The organism is Chitinophagales bacterium, assembly GCA_019694975.1.
In the GTDB taxonomy this organism is placed as follows: Bacteria; Bacteroidota; Bacteroidia; order Chitinophagales; family UBA10324; genus JACCZZ01.
Genome location: JAIBAY010000003.1, coordinates 181,036 through 205,895, shown reverse-complemented (window position 1 = coordinate 205,895; position 24,860 = coordinate 181,036). Strand labels below are relative to the sequence as shown.

21 protein-coding genes and 1 tRNA gene are annotated in these 24,860 nt (G+C 46.4%); 19 read left to right on the top strand and 3 right to left on the bottom strand.

Annotated features, from left to right (window positions below):
- Positions 1-14: 14 nt before the first annotated feature.
- Positions 15-656, bottom strand: coding sequence for an HAD family phosphatase (locus K1X61_07325; protein MBX7108438.1), 642 nt, complete (start codon positions 654-656; stop codon positions 15-17).
- Positions 657-767: 111 nt separating this feature from the next.
- Positions 768-841: transfer RNA gene (locus K1X61_07320), tRNA-Ile, on the bottom strand.
- Positions 842-1,225: 384 nt separating this feature from the next.
- Here K1X61_07320 and K1X61_07315 point away from each other — a divergent pair.
- The 16 genes from K1X61_07315 to K1X61_07240 all read left to right on the top strand — a co-directional run bounded on the left by K1X61_07315 (position 1,226) and on the right by K1X61_07240 (position 21,677).
- Entirely contained in the window at positions 1,226-1,618 is a 393-nt protein-coding gene (locus K1X61_07315; protein MBX7108437.1) for a DoxX family protein, read from the top strand.
- Between the two features lie 545 nt (positions 1,619-2,163).
- Positions 2,164-2,655 (top strand): Lrp/AsnC family transcriptional regulator, encoded by a 492-nt coding sequence (locus K1X61_07310; GenBank protein ID MBX7108436.1) that lies wholly within the window; start codon positions 2,164-2,166, stop codon positions 2,653-2,655.
- A gap of 14 nt (positions 2,656-2,669) precedes the next feature.
- Positions 2,670-5,768, top strand: a complete 3,099-nt coding sequence (locus tag K1X61_07305) for a TonB-dependent receptor (GenBank protein ID MBX7108435.1) — start codon at positions 2,670-2,672, stop codon at positions 5,766-5,768.
- 45 nt (positions 5,769-5,813) lie between these two features.
- Complete coding sequence (locus K1X61_07300; protein ID MBX7108434.1) at positions 5,814-7,238, top strand: RagB/SusD family nutrient uptake outer membrane protein; 1,425 nt, start codon at positions 5,814-5,816, stop codon at positions 7,236-7,238.
- A gap of 2 nt (positions 7,239-7,240) precedes the next feature.
- Positions 7,241-8,602 carry an NAD-dependent succinate-semialdehyde dehydrogenase gene (locus K1X61_07295; protein ID MBX7108433.1) on the top strand — a complete coding sequence of 454 codons (1,362 nt, stop codon included), beginning with the start codon at positions 7,241-7,243 and terminating at the stop codon, positions 8,600-8,602.
- A 157-nt stretch (positions 8,603-8,759) separates the two neighbouring features.
- Positions 8,760-10,115, top strand: a complete 1,356-nt coding sequence (locus tag K1X61_07290) for an aspartate aminotransferase family protein (protein MBX7108432.1) — start codon at positions 8,760-8,762, stop codon at positions 10,113-10,115.
- A gap of 231 nt (positions 10,116-10,346) precedes the next feature.
- Positions 10,347-10,631, top strand: a complete 285-nt coding sequence (locus K1X61_07285) for a nucleotidyltransferase domain-containing protein (protein MBX7108431.1) — start codon at positions 10,347-10,349, stop codon at positions 10,629-10,631.
- A 7-nt stretch (positions 10,632-10,638) separates the two neighbouring features.
- Positions 10,639-11,016, top strand: coding sequence for a nucleotidyltransferase substrate binding protein (locus K1X61_07280; protein ID MBX7108430.1), 378 nt, complete (start codon positions 10,639-10,641; stop codon positions 11,014-11,016).
- Between the two features lie 104 nt (positions 11,017-11,120).
- Entirely contained in the window at positions 11,121-12,554 is a 1,434-nt protein-coding gene (locus tag K1X61_07275; GenBank protein MBX7108429.1) for a spore maturation protein, read from the top strand.
- A gap of 49 nt (positions 12,555-12,603) precedes the next feature.
- On the top strand, positions 12,604-12,771 hold the full coding sequence (locus K1X61_07270; GenBank protein ID MBX7108428.1) for a hypothetical protein: 168 nt from the start codon (positions 12,604-12,606) through the stop codon (positions 12,769-12,771).
- A 509-nt stretch (positions 12,772-13,280) separates the two neighbouring features.
- Entirely contained in the window at positions 13,281-14,702 is a 1,422-nt protein-coding gene (locus K1X61_07265; GenBank protein ID MBX7108427.1) for an NAD-dependent succinate-semialdehyde dehydrogenase, read from the top strand.
- A gap of 75 nt (positions 14,703-14,777) precedes the next feature.
- Positions 14,778-16,136 (top strand): hypothetical protein, encoded by a 1,359-nt coding sequence (locus tag K1X61_07260; protein MBX7108426.1) that lies wholly within the window; start codon positions 14,778-14,780, stop codon positions 16,134-16,136.
- A gap of 221 nt (positions 16,137-16,357) precedes the next feature.
- Positions 16,358-17,008 (top strand): GNAT family N-acetyltransferase, encoded by a 651-nt coding sequence (locus K1X61_07255; protein MBX7108425.1) that lies wholly within the window; start codon positions 16,358-16,360, stop codon positions 17,006-17,008.
- A 108-nt stretch (positions 17,009-17,116) separates the two neighbouring features.
- Positions 17,117-18,409 carry an aspartate aminotransferase family protein gene (locus K1X61_07250; GenBank protein MBX7108424.1) on the top strand — a complete coding sequence of 431 codons (1,293 nt, stop codon included), beginning with the start codon at positions 17,117-17,119 and terminating at the stop codon, positions 18,407-18,409.
- Between the two features lie 68 nt (positions 18,410-18,477).
- Positions 18,478-20,046, top strand: a complete 1,569-nt coding sequence (locus tag K1X61_07245; GenBank protein ID MBX7108423.1) for a hypothetical protein — start codon at positions 18,478-18,480, stop codon at positions 20,044-20,046.
- A 35-nt stretch (positions 20,047-20,081) separates the two neighbouring features.
- Positions 20,082-21,677: an amidohydrolase gene (locus tag K1X61_07240; GenBank protein ID MBX7108422.1), complete on the top strand. Its 1,596-nt coding sequence runs from the start codon at positions 20,082-20,084 to the stop codon at positions 21,675-21,677.
- Here K1X61_07240 and K1X61_07235 read toward each other — a convergent pair whose 3' ends face one another.
- The gene (locus tag K1X61_07235) at positions 21,678-22,223 is read right to left on the bottom strand and encodes a TetR/AcrR family transcriptional regulator (GenBank protein ID MBX7108421.1); all 546 of its coding nucleotides are present in this window, start codon (positions 22,221-22,223) and stop codon (positions 21,678-21,680) included.
- A gap of 163 nt (positions 22,224-22,386) precedes the next feature.
- Between K1X61_07235 and K1X61_07230 the strand changes: the two genes are divergently transcribed.
- From K1X61_07230 to dtd, 3 genes are all read left to right on the top strand, one after another.
- Positions 22,387-23,220 carry a geranylgeranylglyceryl/heptaprenylglyceryl phosphate synthase gene (locus K1X61_07230; protein ID MBX7108420.1) on the top strand — a complete coding sequence of 278 codons (834 nt, stop codon included), beginning with the start codon at positions 22,387-22,389 and terminating at the stop codon, positions 23,218-23,220.
- A gap of 128 nt (positions 23,221-23,348) precedes the next feature.
- Complete coding sequence (rsgA, locus tag K1X61_07225) at positions 23,349-24,275, top strand: ribosome small subunit-dependent GTPase A (protein ID MBX7108419.1); 927 nt, start codon at positions 23,349-23,351, stop codon at positions 24,273-24,275.
- A gap of 98 nt (positions 24,276-24,373) precedes the next feature.
- Positions 24,374-24,826 (top strand): D-tyrosyl-tRNA(Tyr) deacylase, encoded by a 453-nt coding sequence (gene dtd / locus K1X61_07220; GenBank protein MBX7108418.1) that lies wholly within the window; start codon positions 24,374-24,376, stop codon positions 24,824-24,826.
- The last annotated feature ends 34 nt before the right edge of the window (positions 24,827-24,860 follow it).

The following is a 24,860-nucleotide window of genomic DNA, read 5'->3' as shown; positions in this document are numbered from 1 at the left end:
CACCGGCTCTCCGTTTAACCTTTCCATCGCAGGTATTGTTCCAGTATGGCGCGCAAGTCATCTTTGGGATCGTATTGCAATGCATGTAATCCTGCCGCTTTTGCACCTTCCACATGTTGCGGGCTGTCATCAATAAAAAGTGTTTCGGCCGGCACCAGATTGTTCTCTTCAGCCACCTTCAGAAAAATAGCGGTGTCAGGTTTTCGAAGGCCAACTACAAATGAATAGTATACTCTTTCGAAATAGCCGTCAAGGTTCGGCCTTCCCATGGCCTTAACCATATATTGAGTGATCTGCTTCAGGTGAATGGTATTCGTATTGCTTAACAGGAAGGTTCTGAAAGTGCGCCGTACATCCAGTAAAAGCCGGAGTTTCTCCTGTGGGATGCCGCCAAGCATGGCATTCCAGGCATCATTAATCTCCTCGCCGGAAAGCCGTGTACCCAATTGTTCATTAAGCAGGGAGTGAAATTCAATCTCCGTAATTTTCCCTTTGTCAAACAGATCAAATACTGCCGATTGCTTTAGCTGGTTAAAATGCAGGTGGAAGTCTTTAACGCCCAACCGGATGAAGGCGTCCTCAGTGCGCTTAAAATCAAGATCAATGATTACACCGCCGTAATCGAAGATGATATTGCGGATATTGTTTGCAGGCAATTGAGTTATGTTTAAATAAGGATTAACAGGCTGTCAGCAAAATGCAAAACTGACCTGCCTGCATGGAAATTTCCCGGAAGACAACTTCCGGCTGCTCATTTGAAAAGGGAGTGGGCCCACCAGGACTTGAACCTGGGACCTGCGGATTATGAGTCCGACGCTCTAACCAACTGAGCTATAGGCCCTGAAACGGGGCAAAGATAATCTTCCGCTTAATTTTATAGGTGTCAGCCTGCTGTTTTTTGAAAGTGACCTTAGGATTTACCATGATGACCCTGGTGCAACCGCGATGGCTGATGCAAAGGACAGTGATCTTCTTGCTGCATGTATTGAACAATGAACTACTCATTGCAGCGATGCAAAACAAGTTATTGACTGTATCATCAATACGACAGTCATCACCTTCGAATCAGGCAAAAGCAATATGGTGTCAGCGAAGGTTGCAGTAATACTGTTGCAGCAAACTAAGGGCAGGTGCATCTAACACAGTTGCATTATCTCCTGCAGGGATGGGTTGAAATTAACTATGAAATTGTATTAATTTTCGGACCAATCATTTTTCTGCAACAATGCCGCAACGCTATCAACTGCTTCCCTGGGCACTCAGGATTACCGCTGCAGTAATTTTGCTGCAAACGCTCTATTTCAAATTCTCTGCTCATCCTGAAGCGGTGTACATTTTCACCACCATTGGCATGGAACCATGGGGACGTATCGGTATTGGTGTGATGGAATTGATTACTTCCCTGCTGCTGCTTATTCCGCGAACAACCTGGCTGGGTGCCGCTATGGCACTCGGACTGATGACAGGTGCCATCTTTTTTCATCTTACCAAACTGGGCATCGATGTCTATAATGATGGCGGCCGCCTGTTTGTAATGGCCATCGCCGTATTTGTTATCAGCCTTGTATTGCTTTGGATGAATCGCGGAGATATTCCGTTGTTTGGAAAGAAGATCTGAAGCACTTACGAAGCGCATTGCATCGCTGAGTACGCCAAGAATTTTTTGGCCAGGCCATTTTTTGTTCATACATCATATTGTCGCAGGCATTTTGCCGTTGAATCAATACATCGGTAAATGATTGTATTGTGTTATCGGCTGCAATGATATGTTTGCCCTTGCTCTCAGGTAGCTACATTCAACAGCAATCGAAAACCTTCAGACATTATTCCTGCCAACGAATCCGCTGCAAAAAACAAAACTTCAATTCAAAGAAACACCATCAAAAATCAGCTGCTCCGTTATCCCTTGCCTCCGGTCTTAACCGGTGGCATAAGAATGCATAGCATAGTCAACTGCCACCAATTTCAACCCGTGGCAAGACAACCCGGGATTTCTTTTTTTACAAATGATTGAATAATCAGCAAAACCTGTTTGTCAGAAAAGAATGCTGAAAAATGCAAAAAATGCATTATTGCAATTATATTTTGTAAAATATGCAATGATTGCTTGAAATATTACTGAAATCTGATAATCTTTGCTTACACACGCCAAGTCGTATAAATATGGATGCGCCTCATACAGAGCTTGATCAGCTGGATTTCCGGATTCTGTCGCAGTTGCAGCAGGATGGCAGGAAGTCATTCACCGATATAGCGGATCAGTTGAAAGTTTCTGTGGGCACGATCCGCAACCGTGTGCAATGGCTCACTGAAACGAAAACATTGCAGGTAATAGGAAGAGTAGACCCGGAAAAAATCGGTTTTCATGCTTATGCGCATATATTTATCAATGTAAGTCCGGCCAACCTGATCATTCCGGTGGCAGAGAAAATCGCCAGGTTGCCTGAAGTCAGTTTCCTCGCCATGATATCCGGCAACTATGACCTGGAGGTGAATGTGATGTGCCGTAACAATGAACACCTCATCTGGCTCATGAATGAGAAAATTCATAAAATTAAAGGGGTGGATGAAACATCTACCAACATGTATTTCCGTGTTTTTAAAATTGCACAACCCGACCTCCGCTTACTCAAAACAAACCAACACTTGAAATAATAAACCCTGCCGCCATGATTAAACATACAACCATTCAACTTCTGATTGTATTGCTCACGCTGTTGCAAATGCCTGCTTGGGCACAAATCAATGTTAGCGGAACGATTAAAGATTCGGAGGGCGAACCATTGATAGGAGTTACCATTCGCCTGAAGGATCATGCCACGATCGGTGCCAATACGGATGAGGACGGCAGATTTGCACTCACTGCACCCGATGCAGCCGGTACCTTACTGATTACATACATTGGTTATCAAAGCCAGGAGGTGAATTTCCTGCCGGGAAAAACAGAACTGATGGTAACGATGAAATCCGACCTTGAACTGCAGGAAGTGATCGTAGTAGGGTACGGCACGCAGAAGAAGAGTGACATCACCGGTGCGGTTTCTTCGGTCGAAAATAAACAATTCAAAGATCAGCCGGTTGGCAATATTGCCGGAAGCATACAAGGTAAGGTTACCGGCCTGAATGTGACGAATCCTTCCGGAACGCCGGGCTCCAGTTTGCTGGTCAGTGTCCGCGGGCAGAATAATCCACTCTATGTGGTAGATGGTATTCCCCTTTTAAGTGAAAGCAATTCCGGTATAGCAACTTCATTTGATACGCAGGGAAATGTGACCGGCAACGGGCAAAGCATTTCTTCCATTTCTGATATCAATCCTGATGATATTGCCTCGATTGAAATTCTGAAAGATGCTTCTTCCGCAGCCATTTATGGTGCACGTGCTGCGAATGGCGTTATCCTGATTACTACCAAGCGGGGCGCTGAAGGTAAAACACAGTTCGGGCTGAACTATTACACCGGTTTTCAGCAAGTGGCCCATCAACTGGATTTTCTGAGTGCAGATGAGTTTGTGGCACTTGAAGAAGAAGCCCGCGCCAACGATTTACATGCCTACGAACAGGATAATGGTGTTTTCGGTCCCGACTTCGATCCGTCACTGCTTACCAATCCATTACCGGAAACATGGTACACCGGCGTGAACACTAACTGGATGGATGAAATATTCAGAACGGCCGCCATCAACAATGTCGAATTTTCAGCCCGCGGAGGAAATGAGAAAACAAAATTTTACTCCGGCATTTCCTACTTCGCACAGCAGGGCATTGTAATCGAATCCTATTACAACCGCTTTAACACCCGTTTAAACCTTGATCACCAGGTGAATGATCATTTTTCCTACGGTGAGAATTTTTCATTCACCTATTCACGCAACCGCAGAAGTTTTAATGATGATGTTTACACCGGCGTTGTCACCAATGCCATTGGCGCTTCGCCTTTAATGCCGGTATACAATGAAGATGGAACGTATGCAGGTTTCGAAGATTACCAGGTGTCCTGGCTGTCGGATAATCCGGTGAAATCGGCGCATGAGATCCAGGGTTATACCAACAGTTACCGTGCACTTGGAACGTTATATGGCGAATGGAAAATTATCAGTGAATTGAAATTTAGAAGTGCCTGGTCAATAGATTATACCAGCCTTGCCGATGACCTTTACTTTTCACCGATCACTGTGGATGCTGAAAATGTGGGAGGTAAGGCCACCAACGGAACCTTCAATCAAACTATCTGGCTGGGAGAAAATATTTTTACCTGGGATCATAGCTTCAGTGAGGTGCATCATGTAAATGCAGTGGGTGGATTTACCATGCAGCAATCGGATTCGCGGCGGCAATATATAAGCGGCCAGGGTTTCCCGATAGGCAGTAACCTCACCAATGTTTCCAGCGCCGCCACCATCACCGGCGGCATTGATGATGGTTCCAACTGGGCACTCATATCATTTCTCGGCAGGGTAAACTATGACTACAAGGGGATTTACCTCCTGTCTGTCAGTGCAAGGTCTGATGGTTCATCCCGTTTTTCTCCCAGTAATCAATATGGATTTTTTCCGGCATTCTCCGCCGGCTGGCGTATTTCGGGTGAAGAATTCTGGCCAAAGAATGCCACGCTCACCGACCTCAAACTCAGGGCAAGCTATGGACTCACCGGTGATCAGGAGATCGGTGATTTTCAGTACATCTCTTTCTGGACGCCGGTAACATATAATGGTCAGTCAGGGCTTGCGCCGAGGAATATTGCGGATGAAAACCTGAAATGGCAAACCAATAAGATGCTCAACTTCGGTCTCGACTTTGAATTTTTCGGCGGAAGGATGTATGGCGCCATGGAGTATTACAAATCTAACAAGACGGACCTGCTGAGCGAAGATGTTATTCCCGGAACAACCGGTTTCCCCAGCATCACCCGTAATTATGGCAATGTGCTGAACAGGGGATTTGAATTTTCTCTCAATGCCATTCCCATACACAAAGCCGTCAAGTGGGACATTGGATTTAACATCAGCACGCTCCACAATGAAATCATTGATCTGAGCACGGATGGCGTATTGGTAAATGCCTATAACGACCTGGCACCAACGCATATACTGCAGGAAGGACAGGCATTGGGCACTTTTTGGGGAGTCCGGTTTTTAGGAGTGGATCCTGAAACAGGCGACCCGATGTATGAAGACTTAAATGGGGATGGAACGATTGACGGCAATGACGCACAGGTAATAGGTAAGGCAACGCCTGATGTATACGGCGGGTTGAATACATCACTGGAATGGAAAAACTGGGATCTTTCCATCGCCACAAGCTTCAGTGCGGGCAATGATGTCTATAACCTGATACGCGGTGAATATGAGTCATTAGGATGGAGTGATGAAGGCTGGGATGAGAATAATATCCTGTACCAGGTATATGCCAACAATACGCATGTGGTGGATGACCGGTGGAAACATCCCGGAGATCAGACGGATATTCCCCGTGCATCACTCATCAACCTGAATGTATACCAGAATTCTTCGCAAACACTGGAGGATGCCTCCTATTTCCGCATCCGTACCATCAACCTCGGATATACATTCAGCCCGAAGGATGAAAAGCATTATCATTCACTGCACGTTTATGCACAGGTACAAAACCCTTTGCTGATCAGCGGTTACTCAGGATTTGATCCGGAAGTCAGTTCCACGGGCGGCGACCATCCTGAAACAGCGGGCGTGGATTATGCCGCCTATCCGCAGGCTCGAACATTTACAGTCGGTTTCAATTTCAATTTCTAATCTGCCAAAGATCCTGACATGAAAAAGCTATATAAAATGAATACCATGAAAACGATCAGTAATCCTTATTTGCCAGTGATAACAATGATCAGTTTGTTGATCATGATCTGCTCTTCTTCCTGTAAGAAATTTCTTGACCAGACATCACCCAATGATGTGGCCCAGGAAAATATGTTTCAGGATGCCAACTCGCTGGAGTCTGCCCGCATCGGCCTGTATAATACCTTGCAGGATGTGTATTACTACGGCGGATACTTTCCGCTGATGGTGGATGCATACAGCGATAACGGATCAACGGGAGGATATGACAGTCCTGACCTGAATGAATTGGGCGACAAAACGCTTACCGCCGCAAATATCTATGTGCAGAATACCTGGATTTCCATCTATAACACCATCTATACCGCTAACCAGATCATCGCCAATGTGGACCTGGTAAAGGATCCTGCTTTGAGTGATGAAGTTCGCAACGATATAAAGGGCGAAGCGTTGGCGATTCGCGCCCTTGCACACTTTGATCTGTTGCGCATGTTTGGTGAGCATTGGGATCTGTCTTCAACATATGGAATTCCGGTGGTTCAGAAAATTCTGCAACCCGAAGAGGCTGTTGGAAGAAGCACGGTGGAAGCGACATATGATGCAATTACCGCTGACCTTACCTTGTCACTGGGACTGATTGCCGATGATGATTACCGGCTGGATCCCCCAGCTTATAAAGGGGCACAGTTCATGACTAAAAATGCCGTGAATGCTTTGCTTGCCCGCGTCAATCTCTACAAAAAGGATTATGCGCAGGCCGATGCCTATGCCACAGATGTTATCAATGCCGGTTATGCAAGCCTGATGGATGTGGATGCATTCAGCCAGATTTATACGACCAAACTTTCTGCTGAAGCAGTGCTTGAACTGGTATTCAATGGCCAGGACAGAAGCCAGTATAATGCTGCCACTTATTCCCGTCCTGATGCCCTCCGTTCAGAAGTGCTCTTTCTTGCCAATAAAGATCTTAGATCATTTTTTGAAGGCCGTCCGGGTGATCCGCGCAGCAGTTTGGTTGATTTTGAAAACAACGACCTGAGCATTGAACCCGATGGCAGAACACAAAAATATCGTGGTGAAGATTTTCAGGATAATGATGCGTTGATCATTCGTATCGCGGAAGTGTACCTGATCCGTGCGGAAGCACGCGGACTGGCAGGTGGCGGACTCGATGACCTCAATATCGTGCGCGAAAATCGCGGATTGCCGTTGTATGCTTCCGATGATTTTGATGTGCCCGGATTATATGAGATAGCCGTTCAGGATGAACGCAGAGCAGAATTGAATTTTGAAGGGCATCGCTATTTCGACCTCGCGCGTTTGCAAAAGGTTCAGGAAGTACTGGGTGAAAATGTGCTGCCGGTTTTCCCGATACCCTTGCGAGAGATCACGGCTACCAATGGTGTCATCAAACAATATCCCGGCTACTGATCATGAAAACTTTCCTGTCTGTTAATCCATTCGATCAGTCTGTTGTTGCGGAGCATCCGCTGATGACCGACGCGCAACTGAATGATGCAATCACACGCACTTCTGCCGCATATGATACATGGAAAAAAAGCAGCTTTTCTCAACGGAGTGATCTGTTGCTGAAGGTTGCAGATCTTTTGAGGGCAGAAAAGGAAAAATTTGCGCTGACGATTTCCACAGAGATGGGGAAGATTTTGCCGGAAGCCCGTTCAGAAATTGAAAAATGTGCCGGCGCATGTGAGTACTATGCGACGCATGGTGAAGCTTTGCTGCAGGATGAAATGATAGCCGCTGATGCAAAAAAGAGTTTTGTCACCTTTCAGCCGGTGGGCGCCGTGTTTGCCATCATGCCGTGGAACTTCCCTTTCTGGCAAGTTATCCGCTTCGCGGCGCCGGCGCTGATGGCAGGTAATGTTGTGTTGTTGAAACATGCACCTAATGTTTCACAATGTTCAAAGGAATTGGAACAGCTTTTTATTACATGTGGTGCCACGCCCGGATTGTTTCAGTCGCTCATCGTGGATACTGATGTTACCGAAAAAATTATTTCAAGCAATATCGTTCAGGGCGTAACACTTACCGGCAGTGAATTCGCCGGCGCCACTGTGGCGTCACTGGCCGGTAAACATATTAAGAAATCAGTGTTGGAACTTGGCGGCAGCGATCCGCTGATCGTGCTGGAAGATGCGGATATTGCAAGGGCTGCAAAAGTTGCTTTGCAATCACGTATGCAGAACGCCGGCCAGTCATGTATCGCCTCAAAACGGTTCATTGTGCTGAAAAAAATAAAGGATGCATTTCTGCAGGAATTGCATGATGGTGCAAAAAGAATCAGGCAGGGTAATCAGTTGCTCGTCGATACACAGATGGGGCCGATGGCGCGAATTGACCTGGCGGAGAAACTTGAGCAGCAGCAACAAATATGCGTAAGCCGCGGAGTGGAAATACTTACCGGCGGCAAGCGTAGCGGCAATAACTATGCGCCCACCTTGCTGACTAACGCCAGGCCCGGCGTGCCTGCCTTCGACGAAGAAATGTTTGGTCCGGTAGCCGCAGTGATTTCCGCGCAGGATGAAACGGAAGCCGTCAGCCTGGCCAATATGAACCGCTACGGACTCGGCGCTTCCATTTGGACGCGCGATCTTGAACGAGGCGCGCACATCGCAAGGTTGCTTGATGCCGGCGGCGTATTTATTAATGCACTGGTGAAGAGTGATGTGCGCTTGCCCTTTGGAGGAATTAAAAAATCAGGATACGGCAGAGAACTTTCCGGCTATGGTATGAAGGAATTCACCAACATCAAGACTATTTACATCGAAGAATAAGGTACCGCATTTCATTTATGCGACGAAGGCCGCGGCAGTGCATGAGTCATGCAGGCTGCCGTGAACAATTCATGATTAAAGTCAGTTGCCATGAATACCGGTTACCGTAATTTTGAATCAATACAAGTGAAATTCATTACTATCAAAAACAATCGTTATGGCAGTCATCACCACCAGGAAAGAAGATACAGGTTACGAAATCTTCAAAAAGAAAAGTAAAAGCGATGAAGTATTTGAGCGCAGAAAAAAACTGGTGCCCAATGCTTTAAGCATCTTCACGCCATCCACCATCTCCGGCGCATCCGGCGCAATCGTTACCGATGTAGACGGGCGGGAGCTGATTGATTTTACCGGTGGTATCGGTGTTTTAAATGCTGGTCATTGCCCTCCGTCAGTCGTAAAGGCAATTCAGGAACAGGCGGCGAAATTCATCCATACCTGTTTTGGTGTGGCCGCCTATAATCTCTATCTCGATCTCGCGGAAAAGCTTATTGAACTTTTTCCGCATGGCGATTCAACAAAGGTGTTGCTCACCAATTCCGGCGCCGAAAGTGTGGAGAATGCGATAAAGATTGCGCGGCAGGCGACTGGCCGGCCGGCTATTATCTGTTATACGGGAGCCTTTCACGGCAGAACCTTAATGGCGACTTCACTTACTTCAAAGGTGAACTATAAAATGGGATGTGGACCGTTTGCCCCTGAAGTTTACCGGCTGGAATTTCCCGACTATTCGCACGAAGGTGCCGGCAGGAGTGAAGATGAATTTGCCGGTTATCACCTCAAGAAGCTCGAAGAATTCTTCCATTACTATGTTCCGGAAAAAAATGTGGCGGCCATAATCATCGAATGCGTGCAGGGTGAAGGCGGCTTCAATGTTGTCCCCAAAAAATATATACAAGGCTTGAGGAAAGTATGTGATACACATGGCATCATGCTGATTATTGATGAGGTGCAAACAGGTTTCGGCCGCACCGGCACCTGGGCCTCCTATCAGAATTTTGGCGTCATACCCGATATTTCCACGTGGGCAAAATCAATGGGCAGCGGTATGCCTATTGGGGCGGTGATGGCTAAAACTTCAGTGGTCGACAGCATCAATCCCGGAACAATCGGCGGAACCTATATGGGCAATCCTGTCAGTTGTGCTGCGGCTATTGCCACAATTGATTACATGAAAGAGATCAATATCAACGCAAAGGCAATGCAGGTGGGAAAAACCGTTCGCGACCGCTTCCTTGTATTAAAGAAGAAATTTCCATCACATATATCCGATGTGCGTGGAATAGGTGCGATGATGGCATTTGAAATTTCAACGGATGGCGACATTCACCGTCCCGATGGCGAGTTCACCAAAAAACTGTTGCAGCGTTGCCATGAAAAAGGGTTGATCATTATCAGTGCAGGTGTAAATGGCAATGTCGTGCGGGTGTTAAGCCCATTGGTGATTGAAGCAAAGGATCTGGACAAAGGACTGGATATCATTGAAGAGAGTTTCAGTGAATTGAGCCGCTGATGCACTTGCGCTTTGCTGGTTCATCATTCAACGCTCCTGTAGTTTTTCTATTATGAATGGAAAGTCATAGATAGTTACCACCTGTTATCCGTTTGAGTTGAAAAAATGTAAATGGTTTCCATAGCTATACTTGGGTCATAAAATGTGTTGCAGGCAGGAATAACACAGGCTTGGTTAACCTGTAAAAATTTGAGTTTAATGACACTATCTTTGGTTGATAAATGTCAAAAGATGATTACAGAGGAAGCCAGGCAGATTTTTCGGAAGTATGCGGAGGTTGAACACTATCTGAAGCAGGTAATACGCTCCATGCATCCTGATAAGGTAATATTGTTTGGTTCCAAGGCTACCGGTGAAGCTGATAAATATTCCGACACCGATCTGGCGGTTATCACACATCATGTTTTTGATACATCGGAGATTTATGGTGCAGTGGATATCATAAATTTTGATGTTGCAAATGAACAATTGAAGGAACGTATACAAAAGCAAGGCATAGTATTATATAAACGCTAAAGCTGCTTTGATTTTTATTGACTACGAAAAGGCAATCAGGAATCTGCGTGCAGCTGTAGAAGAAGCAGAATCACCGTTGGAAATTGACGGAGCTATCAAGCGGTTTGAATTGTGCTATGAATTGGCGTGGAAACTGATAAAAGAGCACCTCGCATATTTTGGGGTGAGTTGTAAAAATCCACGGGATTGCTTTAAGGCAGCTAAGGAAAATGAAATGATTGTAGAGGAGATTAGCTGGCTGCAGATGATTGATGACAGGAATCAACTGGTGCATTGTTATACCTATGAACAATCAAGAGAGATTTATCAAAAGATAAAGACCGCTCATACAGGATCACTTTATCAATTCTATAAAGTGATCAGAAAGAACTACCGTAAAGGATAATTTTTCTTTTCTGAGCATTTAAGAAACGGATTTTCCATTTGTGCCGGTATTTACATTAAGCATAAAAGCGAAACAGCTCTCCGATTTTTTCCGATCTTTCCCCCATGGCACTCAGCCGTTTCTTCACCATCATCCTCATCGCCAGCATCGGCTGGGCATTCTTCCTGATGCTCACCGGCAAACTGTATTCGTTTACCGGAATGATCAATGGCAAACAGGGCGATCCGGCTATAGTGGCGGAAAGGGATTCTGCCAATCAGAAGAGAATGGACCCGTTGCTGTTTGCCCTGATAAAAAATGTGGGCGGTGAAGGATATCAGCATGGCGATTCCTTATATCACCTGGCCAAATCGGGCATCGTGGAGGTGAGTGTCGGCACCCAAAAGGCTGACGGACTTTTCCCAACCTGCAAAAATACCATCATGGATATCTGGCTGCCGCTGATTGGTTACCTCACTTTTTTTTGTGGGTTGATGAATTTATTGAGTGATTCAAAAGCCACAGAAAAAATGTCGCGCATGCTGACGCCGCTGTTTTCAAAAATATTTCCCGATCTGCCCAAAGCGCATCCTGCCTATGGTTACATGACGATGAATTTCGCGGCCAACTTCCTCGGTCTCGATTCTGCGGCAACACCTTTCGGACTAAAAGCTATGGAAAGTATGCAGGAATCAAATCCAATAAAAGAGAAAGCTACGAATAGCCAGATCATGTTTCTATGCCTGCACGCAGCCGGACTTACCTTGATTCCCACTTCCATCATTGGTTACCGTGCAGCAATGAATGCCTCCAATCCTGCCGACATTATGTTGCCCACGATCATCACTTCATTTGTCGGCACTATTGCAGCGCTGCTGTTTGTCAGCATCAAACAGCGCATCAGCTTGTTAAGCGGTGCCGTAATAGCCATGGTAGCCGGCATCAGTATGCTCATTGGCGGATTGATGTATTTCATCAGTCAGCTGCAGGGCATTGATAAAATGCATTTCACCGGTAACCTGAGTAATGGCGTTTTGCTGTTTATCATCCTCGCCATTGTAGCTTATGCTTTCTTCAGGGAAAAAGTATTCATAGCCGGCAATACTAATATCTTCGATTCATTCATACTTGGTGCGAAGGAGGGATTTACAACCGGTGTGCGGATTCTGCCTTACATGATTGCCATGCTCGCAGCCCTCAGTATCTTCCGTAATGCAGGGTTGATGGACATTGCAATGAATGGCATCACCGCAACTTTAAATGTTTTTAAGGTGGATCCGCAAATCATCAATGCCATACCCGTCGCCCTGATGCGTCCCTTCAGCGCAGGCGGTTCGCGCGGCTTTATGCTTGATGCTATGAAAACTTACGGAGCGGATTCACTCACCGGTCAGCTTGCCTGCCTGTTCCAGGGCGCTGCGGAAACAACTTTCTACGTAGTGGCACTCTATTTCGGCTCTGTGAGTGTTAAGAATACACGATATACACTCGGTATCATGCTGCTGGTGGATTTGGTGTGTGTGCTGACGGCAATATTGGTTTGCCGGCTTTATTTCTAAACGGTCACCGGCTCACGCATGTGGTACGTCAGTATTTTGTAAGTTTGACGTGCAATCTCTAATCATACAGACTAAGCTGACTTTAAGAATGGATGACGCAGTGGTGCGACATGCGAAGAGAATTGCAAAAGAGCGGAAGACCAGTGTTTCTAAAATGGTGGAAGAGCATTTGAAAAGACAGCCTCATCCGGTAAAAAGGGAATGCATCCGACAATGAAATTCCGGAATGGATCTAAAAATTGGGCGGTGGTAAGAAACCGACAAAAATCAAAAGTGATCCTCGTTATGATCGCCTTTTGAAAAAGTATTCGTGATGGAAAAAGTACTTCTTGACACCGATGCAATCCTTGATCTTAATTTGAAAAGGGAACCGCACTTTCTTAATGCGGTTCAGGTTTTTAAAGCGTCGGGCAGGTTGCAGTATTTCACTGCTTCGCTTTCAATTGCCAATACGTTTTATTTTATTGCAAAGGCATACAATGCCATGCAAGCTAAAAACGACTTTGAGGGAATTTCCAACCACCTCAAAATTTTGAATGTAAAAGAATCTAGTATCATGCAGCATTGAAGATGCTGTTTCACAGGTTTAATGATTTCGGGGATGCAGTCCGGTACAATTCGTGTTTGGAGAATAATGTTGAATGAATCATCACGTAACACGAAGGACTTCACCAACACTTCATTGCCTTTCTATTCTCCAAAACTATTCTTAGAACGTTTCCTTGCATGAAGCAGCAATTAATAAACGGCAACTGGTGCAATGCACTCAACGGCAATACCTGGCCGGTGCAAAATCCTGCCACCGAAGAGATCATTACAACCGTTCCATTCGGAAATGCAGAGGATTGTAATCTTGCAATAGACGTTGCTGAAAAAGCATTTCCATCATGGAGCCATCTGTCTAACTGGACGCGGGGCGACCTGCTGAAAAAGACCGCTGATATCATTCGTAAGAACCTGAAGGAATTTTCCAGGGAGACGGTGCTGGAATCCGGTAAGCCGATGGCAGAAGCAACCGGTGAATGGCGTGTTGCTGCGAATCTTTTTGAATGGTTTGCGGAAGAAGGCAAACGCTCATATGGCAGGGTGATTCCATCGGCACGAACAGACAAGCGTATGACTGTCATCTATCAGCCGATGGGTGTAATAGGAATCATCACCGCCTGGAATTTCCCTGCTTATAACCCTGCCCGCGCCTGTGCCGCGGCATTGGCCGCCGGCTGCACCATTGTTTGCAAAGGTTCAGAATATACGCCGCTTACAACCATGAATCTCTTCACTGCTTTACACGAAGCGGGCATTCCGTCCGGCGTCGCCAACCTGGTGAATGGTGAAGCGGCTTCCATGGGCGGTGCAATGCTGCATCATCCTGCGTTGAAAAAAATTTCATTCACCGGAAGCACGCGTGTCGGTAAAATATTAATGGACGGAGCTTCCAAAACAGCGACAAAACTTGCACTGGAGCTTGGCGGCAATGCGCCGGTTATTGTGTTGGATGATGTTGACGTGGAGCATGTGGCGAAAACGGCAGTTGTTGCGAAGTTCAGGAATGCAGGGCAGGTATGCGTGACGCCGCAAAGGTTTTTTGTGCACCGGAAAATTTATGATGCATTCGTGGAAGCAACCGGCCGGTTTGCAAAAGCACACACTGCCGGCAATGGCCTCGACGAACAATCTAAAATGGGCCCGTTAATCAATGCGCGTCAGCAGGAAATGGTATGGTCGATAATTAATGAAGCGAAAAAGGAAGGTGCTGAGATTATAGCCGGAGGAAATAAACAGGGCAAAGGATTTTTTATTGAACCAACCGTAATAGCGGACAGGAGGGGCACATTGCAATTTCTCAACCAAGAGATCTTCGGTCCTGTGCTGCCTGTTGTTGCTTTTGATACCATAGAAGAAGTAATCATACGGGCCAATAATACACCTTACGGACTCGCTGCTTATATCTGGACCAATGATCTGAAAACCGCTATCTTACTTGCAGAGAAACTCGAATTCGGAATGATCGGCATAAATGAATGGGCGCCGCATGCCACGGAAGCGCCTTTCGGCGGCTGGAAGCAAAGTGGAATAGGCCATGAAAGCGGCAGCGAAGGATTGTATGAATACCTGGAGAAGAAGCTGATTTCAATAGGCGGTTTGTAAGCGATGAGCCCAGGTACCAGTTGCAAATGCCACAGCGATTAATTCACTACTCACTACTCACTACTCGCTACTCACATGGACTACGGCGCACTGGCACTCATCCCACCCCTTGTAGTAATTATCCTTGCCATCCTGCTGCGCACATCATTCGAACCGCTGCTGATTGGCTGTATCGTCGGTTTCATCATTCTGCAGCGCGAAAACTTTTTCACAGGCTTTGTTGATTCGCTGTACAGTGTTATGAAGGATGAAAGTACCATTTGGGTCATCCTTGTATGCGGTCTTTACGGTTCGCTGATCGGGTTAATGGTGCGGTCTGGTGGAGCGATGAAATTTGGGGAAGACATGCTTAAGCGCATCAAGACAAGGCGTGCTGCACTGTTTGGCACCTGGGGCCTCGGACTTTTTATTTTTCTCGACGATTACCTGAGCGCACTCACTGTCGGTATTACCATGAAAAAGATTACCGACCATTTTAAGATTCCGAGAGAATACCTTGCTTATATCGTGAATACGACCGCTCCTCCATGGTGTGTCGTAGTGCCCATTTCAACCTGGACGCTCTTCATTGGATCCATCCTCGTGAAAGCCGATTTCGCTCCCGAAGGGATGGGCAATCATGTGTATTGGCAGGTGATTCCTTATGTAGCATACAGTTGGGTTTCCGTATTGCTGATTCCGCTGGTGATTATGGGAGTAGTTCCGCTCTTTGGCAAGATGCGGCTGGCCAATGACCGGGCTGTGATTGCAGGAGAAGTGATTCCTCCCGGGAAAAAAATTGCTTCTGTGAAGCTCGAATTATTTGAAAATGAGAAACAACCTCATTCATTGTATTTCATCTTACCACTGTTGGTATTGCTGGTTGCCACCGTCGCGCTGGATTACGATGCGCTGAAAGGTGTAATGATTGCAGTGGCTTTCACCTTCCTGTATTACCTGGTCATGAAGCTTGGCTCGTTTCAACAGCTTTCAGAAACATTATTCACCGGTTTCAACAGTATGCTGTACGCACTCGCTTTAGTGGTGATGAGCTATGTGCTTAAGGATGCCGGTGATCAGCTCGGGCTCACGCAATATGTAATTGACAGCGTGAAACCAATCGTGAGTAAAGAATTGCTTCCCATGCTTGTGTTCGTTGCCATTTCTTTTATCTCATTCACTACTGGCTCATCGTGGGGCGTATATGCTGTTGCGATTCCAATCATAATTCCCTTATCGGTTTCACTTGGTTCCAATCCGCTGATCAATATCGGTGCCGTGGTAAGTGCGGGTGTCTTCGGCGCCAATGCCTGCCTCTATTCCGATGCAACCATTCTTACCGGGCAAAGCACCGACACCAATAACCTCGATCATGCACTTTCACAATTGCCGTTCGCCCTGCTTGCTTTTGGCATTTCGGTGCTGGTATACCTGGCGCTTGGTTTTTTCCTGTAAACCGGATGAACTTGTGTGCAGTGAATTCAATTTAATTTTAATCGTGCAATACTACCTTTGTTATTGTCACATCTCTATGGATCAGCGACACATTAGCCATAATCGTTAAGAAAGTAAAACTGATCGCTAACGCATTTGACAAAACAATATGCGTTGTGGTCTCAGGTGTGACAGTTGAAGTAGAAGTGAAAATATAATACCAAACTTTGACCGAAGTGTAGATGGAATACTATGAAGACATTTTAGCGGGCGGCATCAGGATAATTAACACGGGCTTTATACATGCTGTTTCATTGGAAGCGCTTCAGCGAAAAGTATTTCCGACACTTGCTGAAGATGAATTACTGCATGCCGACCAGTATATAAAGCACATGGAGATTTTTCCGGAAGGCCAGTTTGTAGCACTGTACGGAGAACAAGTTGTAGGCGCCACCACTTCTATTCGCTATCATTACGATATACAAAATCCGGAGCATCACACTTTTCAGGAAGTGATGGGAGGCGGATGGCTGACAACACATGAAAAGGACGGCGAATGGCTGTATGGAATTGACGTAAGCGTCGACCCGTCTTTTCGCAAGATGGGCATTGCCAAAGCACTCTATCGTGCACGGCAGCATACGGTGCGGAAGTTTGGATTGAAAGGCCAGATAACAGTTGGCATGCTGAACGGTTACGGTACTCTAAAAAATAAAATGACGGTGGAAGAATACTATGAAAAGGTGAGAAGCGGTGAATTGTTTGACCCCACTGTCTCCGTTCAGCAAAAAATAGGATTTAAAATAGCAGGGTTGATCAAAGAATATTTACACGATCCGGCTTGCGGTAATGCCGGTGCGTTGATAGTCCTTGAAGCCGGTATAGAACTTTGAATCTTACACGCAATACCGGCGCATCAGGCAGCTAAGAAAGTAACAACTGCATATATGAACTACATCCGTCTTAAAACTCCCGTACCTGGACCAAAAAGTCAACAGGTTTTGGAACGAAGAAAAAATGCGATGCCGGCAGGTCTTGCAAAATCCACGGAAGTGGTTATTGAACGTGCAGAAGGAGGACTCGTGCATGATGCTGACGGAAACACATTGCTTGATTTTGCTGGTGGAATCGGCATGATGAATGTTGGCCACAGGCCGGAACAGGTGGTGAATGCCATGAAACAGCAACTGGAAAAATACCTGCATATCTGCACGCTGGTGGCAACACCCGAACCTTATGTGGAACTGGCAGAATTACTGAATGGTTTAACACCTGGCGATTTTCAGAAAAAAACCATCCTGGCAAATTCGGGAAGTGAAGCGGTTGAAAATGCAGTAAATGTGGCGCGGTATTATACAAAGCGTTCAGCAGTAATTTGCTTCGAAGCAGCTTACCACGGCAGAACACTGCTTACTCTGTCGCTGACCAGCAAGTATGGATTATTTAAAAAAGGATTCGGGCCGTTTGTAAGTGATATTTATCGATTGCCGGCACCTAATATTTTCCGGCGGCCAAAAGCGCTGAGTGAAGAAGCATACATAGATTATTGTATACAGCAATTCGATCAGCAGCTCATATCGCAGGTCGACCCATCCGCCGTGGCAGCCATCATCATTGAACCTATTCAGGGTGAAGGTGGGTTTGTCGCCATGCCGAAGAGGTTCCTCGAAAAGTTGCGGTCAACATGCGATGCGCATGGCATCGTGCTCATCTTTGACGAGATACAATGTGGCGCTTCACGCACAGGAAAATTCTTTGCCTGTGAGCATGCAGGCGTTATTCCGGATTTGATCTGTATGGCAAAATCTATCGGAGCAGGAATGCCCATCAGTGCCGTAACCGGAAAAGCGGAGATCATCGACGCGCCTCATCTCGGTGGCGTGGGAGGAACATACGGAGGAAATCCGCTTGCCTGCGTGGCCGCCATCGAAGCAGTCAAGATTCTGAGTGCAGCACCATTCCTGCAAAGAGTAAAGGAGGTAGGCGAACTGATACAACAAAACCTGGCCGCCTGGAAATCAAAGTATCAGTTGATCGGTGATGTGCGTGGCACAGGTGCCATGCAACTGATAGAATTTGTGAAAGACCGCGACGGCCTGGAACCTGATCCCGAACTGACGCTGGAGATTATCAGGGATGCCGTGTCAAAAGGCGTGATACTGATCAGGGCCGGGTTATACAGCAATTGTATCCGTTTGCTGCCGCCCATCGTTATGACGGATGACCAGTTGCAGGAAGGATTGAGCGTGCTCGAAGGTGCTATCAGCCGTGCACATGAAAAAAGATTGAAATGAATTACTGTTGATGTGACATGACCGGCGTGCCCCGGAAATATTTTCGAATGACAAAAACTATTTTGAAAATGAAAATCCCATACCTCGTATTTTTTACACTCATCACAATCGCAGCATGCTTTGCCGGTTGTTCAACCCGTACTGATATTGCGGAAGGTCAACTCGGAGATATTGAGTTTTCCGTATCCGGAAATGAACAGGCTCAACCTTACTTTACGCAGGGACTGCTTCTTTTGCACAGTTTCGAGTATGAAGATGCCGCCGATGATTTTTCAAAAGCACATGCATTGGACCCGGAATGCGCTATGGCATATTGGGGAGAAGCCATGACCTATAATCACTCGCTCTGGCGCTTCCAGGATAAGACGAAAGCGGATTCTGTATTGAAATTGCTTGCACCTGAACCTGATCAGCGTGTGGCAAAAGCAAAAACTGATATCGAGAAAGACTTTATCAAAGGTGTCAATATATTGTTCGGAACAGGTACGAAAGCAGAAAGAGACAGTCAGTATGCTGCTTATATGTCTTCGCTTTTCGAAAAGTATCCTGATAACCTGGAAGTGGCATCCTTTTACAGTATTGCGTTAATTGGTTCCGTACAGGTGGGAAGGGACACCGCTGTCTATGGTAAGGCCGCGAAAATTGTGCAGGCTGTATTAAATAAAAATCCGAGGCATCCCGGTGCGTTGCATTATCTCATTCATGCATATGATGATCCCGATCATGCTGCTAAAGCACTGGAAGCTGCCGATGCTTATGCAAAAGTGGCGCCTGCCGCTACTCATGCACTGCACATGCCGTCGCACATTTACCTGGCATTAGGCCAATGGGATAAAGTGATCGGCTCCAATGAAGTAGCATGGGCGGCAAGCGTGCAAAGGAAGGAGCGGAAAAAGCTGGATAATGATGCCCTCGGATATCATTCCTATCATTGGCTGCTGTATGCATTGCTGCAGCAGGACCGCGATGAAGAAGCGGAAAAGATGGTGCAGCAGATGAAGCAGTTTTGCGATACACTTCCTTCGCCACGGGCACGCGAACACGTGATACTTTTGAAATGCACGTACCTCGTTGAGTCTGACGACTGGCAGTCAACGGTAGCTTCCATAAATGTAGCGTCGGATGATCTGAACATTGGCCTTCGCGCTATGAATAATTTTGTGAACGGGGAAAAGGCTTTTCACGACAATGATCAGAAGCAGCTTTCGGCGATTATTTCTGCGATGCAGGAACAAAGAATGGCAGCGGCAGGAATGGTCGAGGTCAGTTCGGGCCACAGTTGTGCCAGCTCTAATGCATATAGCCCTAACCTGCTCGACGTACAATACGCCGAAGTGATGGAAATGGAGTTACAGGCATTGTCTGCACAATTGAAGAACGATACTGCTGCAACAGGCACCTGGTTGAGAAAGGCCGTAGCATTGGAAAACAGTATCAGCTATTCCTTCGGACCACCTTCCATCGTTAAGCCATCGAATGAGATGTACGGTGAATGGCTGCTGAAAATGAACAGGCCTGCTGAAGCCATGACACAATTCAAACTTGCATTGAAAGCAGCTCCCAACAGAACTATCAGTGTTAATGGATTGGCAACAGCTTCCCAGTTAATTGAAAATAAAGCAGTAGCCGGCAACTGAAAAATGCTGAGATCGGCCTGCAGCTTTTACAACCCATGACAGCGGAACAGATTTATTTCAATGCCAATGTCCTTACACAGGACCGCTCAATTCCTGTCGCTTCGGCCTTTGCGGTAGCTGATGGAAAGATCATTGCCTCCGGTCAGGATGAAGCGTTGTTGCGGTTGCAGAATGGCCAATCAAGGCTGATCGACCTGCAGGGAGCAACTGTGCTTCCCGGGTTTAATGATGCCCATATTCATATCTGGAAAGTGGGCAACCTGATGACCTACCTGCTTGATTTGCGTGGCACAAAGAGCATAGATGAAATGAAACAGCGGCTGGCTGACTACGCAAAAAGCAATCCCGGCCTGCCATGGATTCAGGCGCGTGGCTTTAATGAGATCCTTTTTCCGGATCGGCGCATGCCAAGCCGGTTAGACCTGGATGAGGTAATCAGCGACAGGCCGGTGAGTGTAATGAGAACCTGTGCTCATCAGCTTATCGTAAATTCTGCTGCGTTGCAGGCAGCAGGTATTACAAAACAAACGCGCGTTCCGCCGGGTGGTGAGATGAAATTATTGCCTGATGGAAGCCTGGCAGGTCACTTCACCGAAACTGCATTAGGATTAATAGCACGTAAGATTCCGCCCTATCACCCTGATCAATACAGGAAAATGATATTGGCAGCGCAGGAAGAGCTGTTAAAAGCAGGCATCACTTCCGCTACCGATCCTGCCGTGATGCCTGATTTGCTTGAGGTTTATAAGTCAATGGATCGCAATGGCGAGTTGAAGATAAGGGTGAATGCAATTCCCATACTATTGCCGGATGGTGCTTCCGGTGCTCTGCCATTACCGGATCTTTACCATTCCGCATATCTCAAAGTAGATACCGTTAAATTCTTTGCTGATGGTGGCCTCAGCGGAAAAACCGCTGCCCTGAAACATCATTACCGCAATACCAATGAATATGGTTTACTGCGGCTGGATCAGGTATCATTTCTGACGCTTGCGTGCAAAGCACAGTCAGCCGGTTTTCGTATTGCAACGCATGCAATTGGGGATGCTGCGATTGACCTGGTGCTGGAGGTATACAACGAAATTGCGAAAGACAATATACAGCAGGTGCATCACCGTATCGAACATCTCGGCTTGCCTTCTCCCGCAAACCTGCGTATGATGCATTCATTGCAGGTAAGCGCCGTAATGCAACCGGTATTTATTTATGAGCTGGGAAAAAATTTCAGGCAGTATTTACCGGACATATACCTTGACGATGTTTATCCGGCAAGATCTGTTTTGAATCATGCCGTTAACCTTGCATTCAGCACAGATGCTCCGGTGGTGAAAGATTTTAATCCTATAACCGGACTCATTGCGGCAAATAGTCGAATGGATGGTGATGGAATAGTGCTTGGTGCATCGCAAAGAATTAGCATGGATGAAAGCATCTATGCTTATACGATGGGAAGTGCGCTGGCCAATGGTGATCAGGAAAACCGGGGCAGCATAACTTGCGGGAAGTCAGCCGACTTTATTGTGCTCGACAAAAATATCAGCAAAGTACCGGTGAGGGAGCTTCAAACTTGCCGGGTATTGCAGGCATTTGTGAATGGCAACTGCCAATTTTCGCTGAATGATGCACGGTAATCAAAGGCCTTTGACCGGTGCATTCAGCAATTCATTAATCATGCGAATGGTCTTCTCTTTCTGGGCCGAAGCACCGATATAAAAACACTGAATGCCGAGCCATGCCGTATAGGCAAACTCTGCAAGTTCGCCGGCCTTTTCCGGCGGAACGCCGACAGCAAGATATAGGGTGCGCGTTACACCGATACGCTCATGATCCATCTTTTCAAGATACTTTCTAACCGTACGGTTATGCAGTGCCCAGGCACGCAGCGATAGTTCTGTTTTACCGGATACACTGAATACCTCATTAATCATCAGGTTCAGCCGTTCTCTTGGTGTTTGTCCCGAGTCAACTACCTCTTTTATGCGTCCGAGTGTTTCCGTTTCCCAGTATTTTAAAAGAATTTCTTCATAGTCGCTGATGCTTTCAAAATGATGATAGAAGGAACCTTTCGTAACACCAAACTTAATGCAGAGATGTTCTATCTTAATGGCATCATATCCCTCATCATTCAAGACTTTAATTCCTTTTCTGATCCAGTCTGTTTTTGTAAGTCTTGCCATATTCAGGTTTCTTTCATGAGCGTATCAAGTTCCGGCAGTGTGCGAATGAAGGATGTTTTTATTGCATAGATTCAAACCGGTAATCGCAAAATACAAATAATTCATGCAGATGGCAGGTGTCCTAAAGGAAACCTGTGCCCTCTTCCACCCTGAAGTCAAATGAATGAATTGCCGGTTTTCTTCCGTGTTTTTACAAATTGGTGTAGGTTTGCCGCACTTGAAAAATCATTCGCAGGTGGAGCATAAAAATTCTATATATGGGCATTTTCTTGCGGCAAGGATGGAGCGGCGGAAACAGTTGGCTGTACTGATTGATCCTGATAAGGTGACACCGGAATCATTGATCTTTGTTATTGATGTGGCAGCAAAGGCAAAGGTGGATTACTTTTTTGTGGGAGGAAGCCTGCTGTTAAATGATACGCTTGGCGAATGTATTGATGTAATAAAGAGCTGTTGTGAAATTCCGGTAATTATTTTTCCGGGCAGTCCTGCACAGGTTGATGCAAAGGCTGATGCCATCCTGTTACTTTCCCTTATCTCTGGCCGGAATCCGGACCTGTTGATCGGGCAGCAGGTCACCGCTGCGCCGGTGCTCAGAAACAGCGGGCTGGAAATTATCTCCACCGGCTATGTGCTTGTTGATGGCGGAGCAGGCACCACCGTTTCCTACATCAGCAATACGTTGCCGGTACCACATCAGAAAGACGATATTGCCATGTGTACTGCCATGGCAGGTGAAATGCTCGGTATGAAGTGCATCTATCTTGATGCGGGAAGCGGTGCAATGCAATCCATCAGCGAATCAATGATTCAACTGGTAAGAGAGCATATTGAAGTGCCGCTGATTGCCGGTGGCGGAATCAGAACGGCCGCGACAGCTGCTGATATTTGCAAGGCCGGCGCAGATATAGTTGTGGTTGGCAATGCCATTGAGAAGGATCCGATGCTGATTTTTTCTATGGCGCATGCAGTCCATAACCTGGCCCTCAGCCATTGACCATCACCGAATCATTAATGGTCATCCGAAGTCTATCTTCTGATCGAACCATTTCACTTAATATCATTTTCCGGACGCAGTACGATCAAAAATTTCTTAACCCATGATGCTAAAATTCCATTTCAGCTTTGCAGGGACGTGTCATTAAGTCAACAGGCAGTTGGTACCAGGTACGGCTCGATGATGGCACGATCATTTCCTGCCGCATAAAAGGTAAGCTCCGGCTGATTGACCGGCGAACAACCACGCCGGTAAATATTGGCGACCTCGTTGCCGTGAACATGGATGATGGAGATGCCACTATTCAGGAAGTCTTGCCCCGCAGCAATTATATTATTCGCCAATCGGCACGTAACCGCACCGCGGAACATATCATTGCTGCTAACATAGACCAGGCTTTTATCATGGCAACTATTGCCATGCCCCGCACATCAACGGGCTTCATTGATCGCTTCCTCGTAACAGCCACGGCTTATCATATTCCTTCCATTGTTCTCTTCAACAAGACTGACCTTTACACTGACAGTGAACAGGAGCAGGTAGCGTTGTTGTCAGCTATTTATGCTAAAGCGGGTTTTACGGTGGTGGCTACTTCAGCGGAAAAAAATCTGGGCGTGGAACAGGTCCGTGCGCTGATGAAGGGAAAGATTTCGCTGCTGGCCGGCCATTCAGGCGTTGGGAAATCAACACTGATCAACAAAATTGACCCTGCCCTGCAGTTGAAGACTGCTGCAGTAACATCTTATAATCAGAAGGGCAGGCATACCACAACTTTTGCTGAGATGTTTGAACTGCCATTTGGCGGCTTTATCATCGACACGCCCGGCATTAAGGAATTCGGGGTACTTGACTTTGAAGCAACGGAAGTAGCACAGTATTTTCCAGAAATGGAGAAACACATGCATGCATGCAGGTTCAATAATTGTCTGCACATCAATGAACCCGGTTGTGCCGTAAAAGTGGCATTGGAGACAGGCGACATTGCCATGAGCAGGTATGAAAACTATCTGTCCATCATACATGAATTGAATACTGATGAAAAAATCTATGATTAAAAAGGTCAACGACAGGACAATCAGTTTACCTTTCGATGCACACTGTGCTGGCAGATAAAAGATTACCAGCTGAAACATGCCCTAAAAATGATCAACTGATGAGAGCATTGATTCAACGTGTCGCTGCTGCAACGGTTTACATTGATGGAAACATCCATTCACAAATAGGAGGAGGGTTGCTTGTTTTATTAGGGATTGAAACAGCAGACGGCGATGAAGCGATCAATTGGCTGTCAGCGAAAATCACCAACCTGCGCATCTTTGATGATGAGCATGGTGTCATGAATCTTTCCCTGAAGGAAACCGGTGGTGCACTGATGCTGGTTAGCCAGTTTACGTTGCATGCAGCTGTTAAGAAGGGTAGCCGGCCTTCCTATATTAAAGCGGCGCGGCCAGAACAGGCATATCCGCTTTATGAAAAATTAGCGCAGCAGTTTGCAAAGGATCTTGGCAAAGAAATAGCAACAGGCGTATTCGGTGCCATGATGAAGATTGAACTGGTAAATGACGGACCCGTTACTATCTGGATAGATACGAACGATAAAAGCTGAATGGCTGCAACAGCACCTTCCGCACATCGGGCAT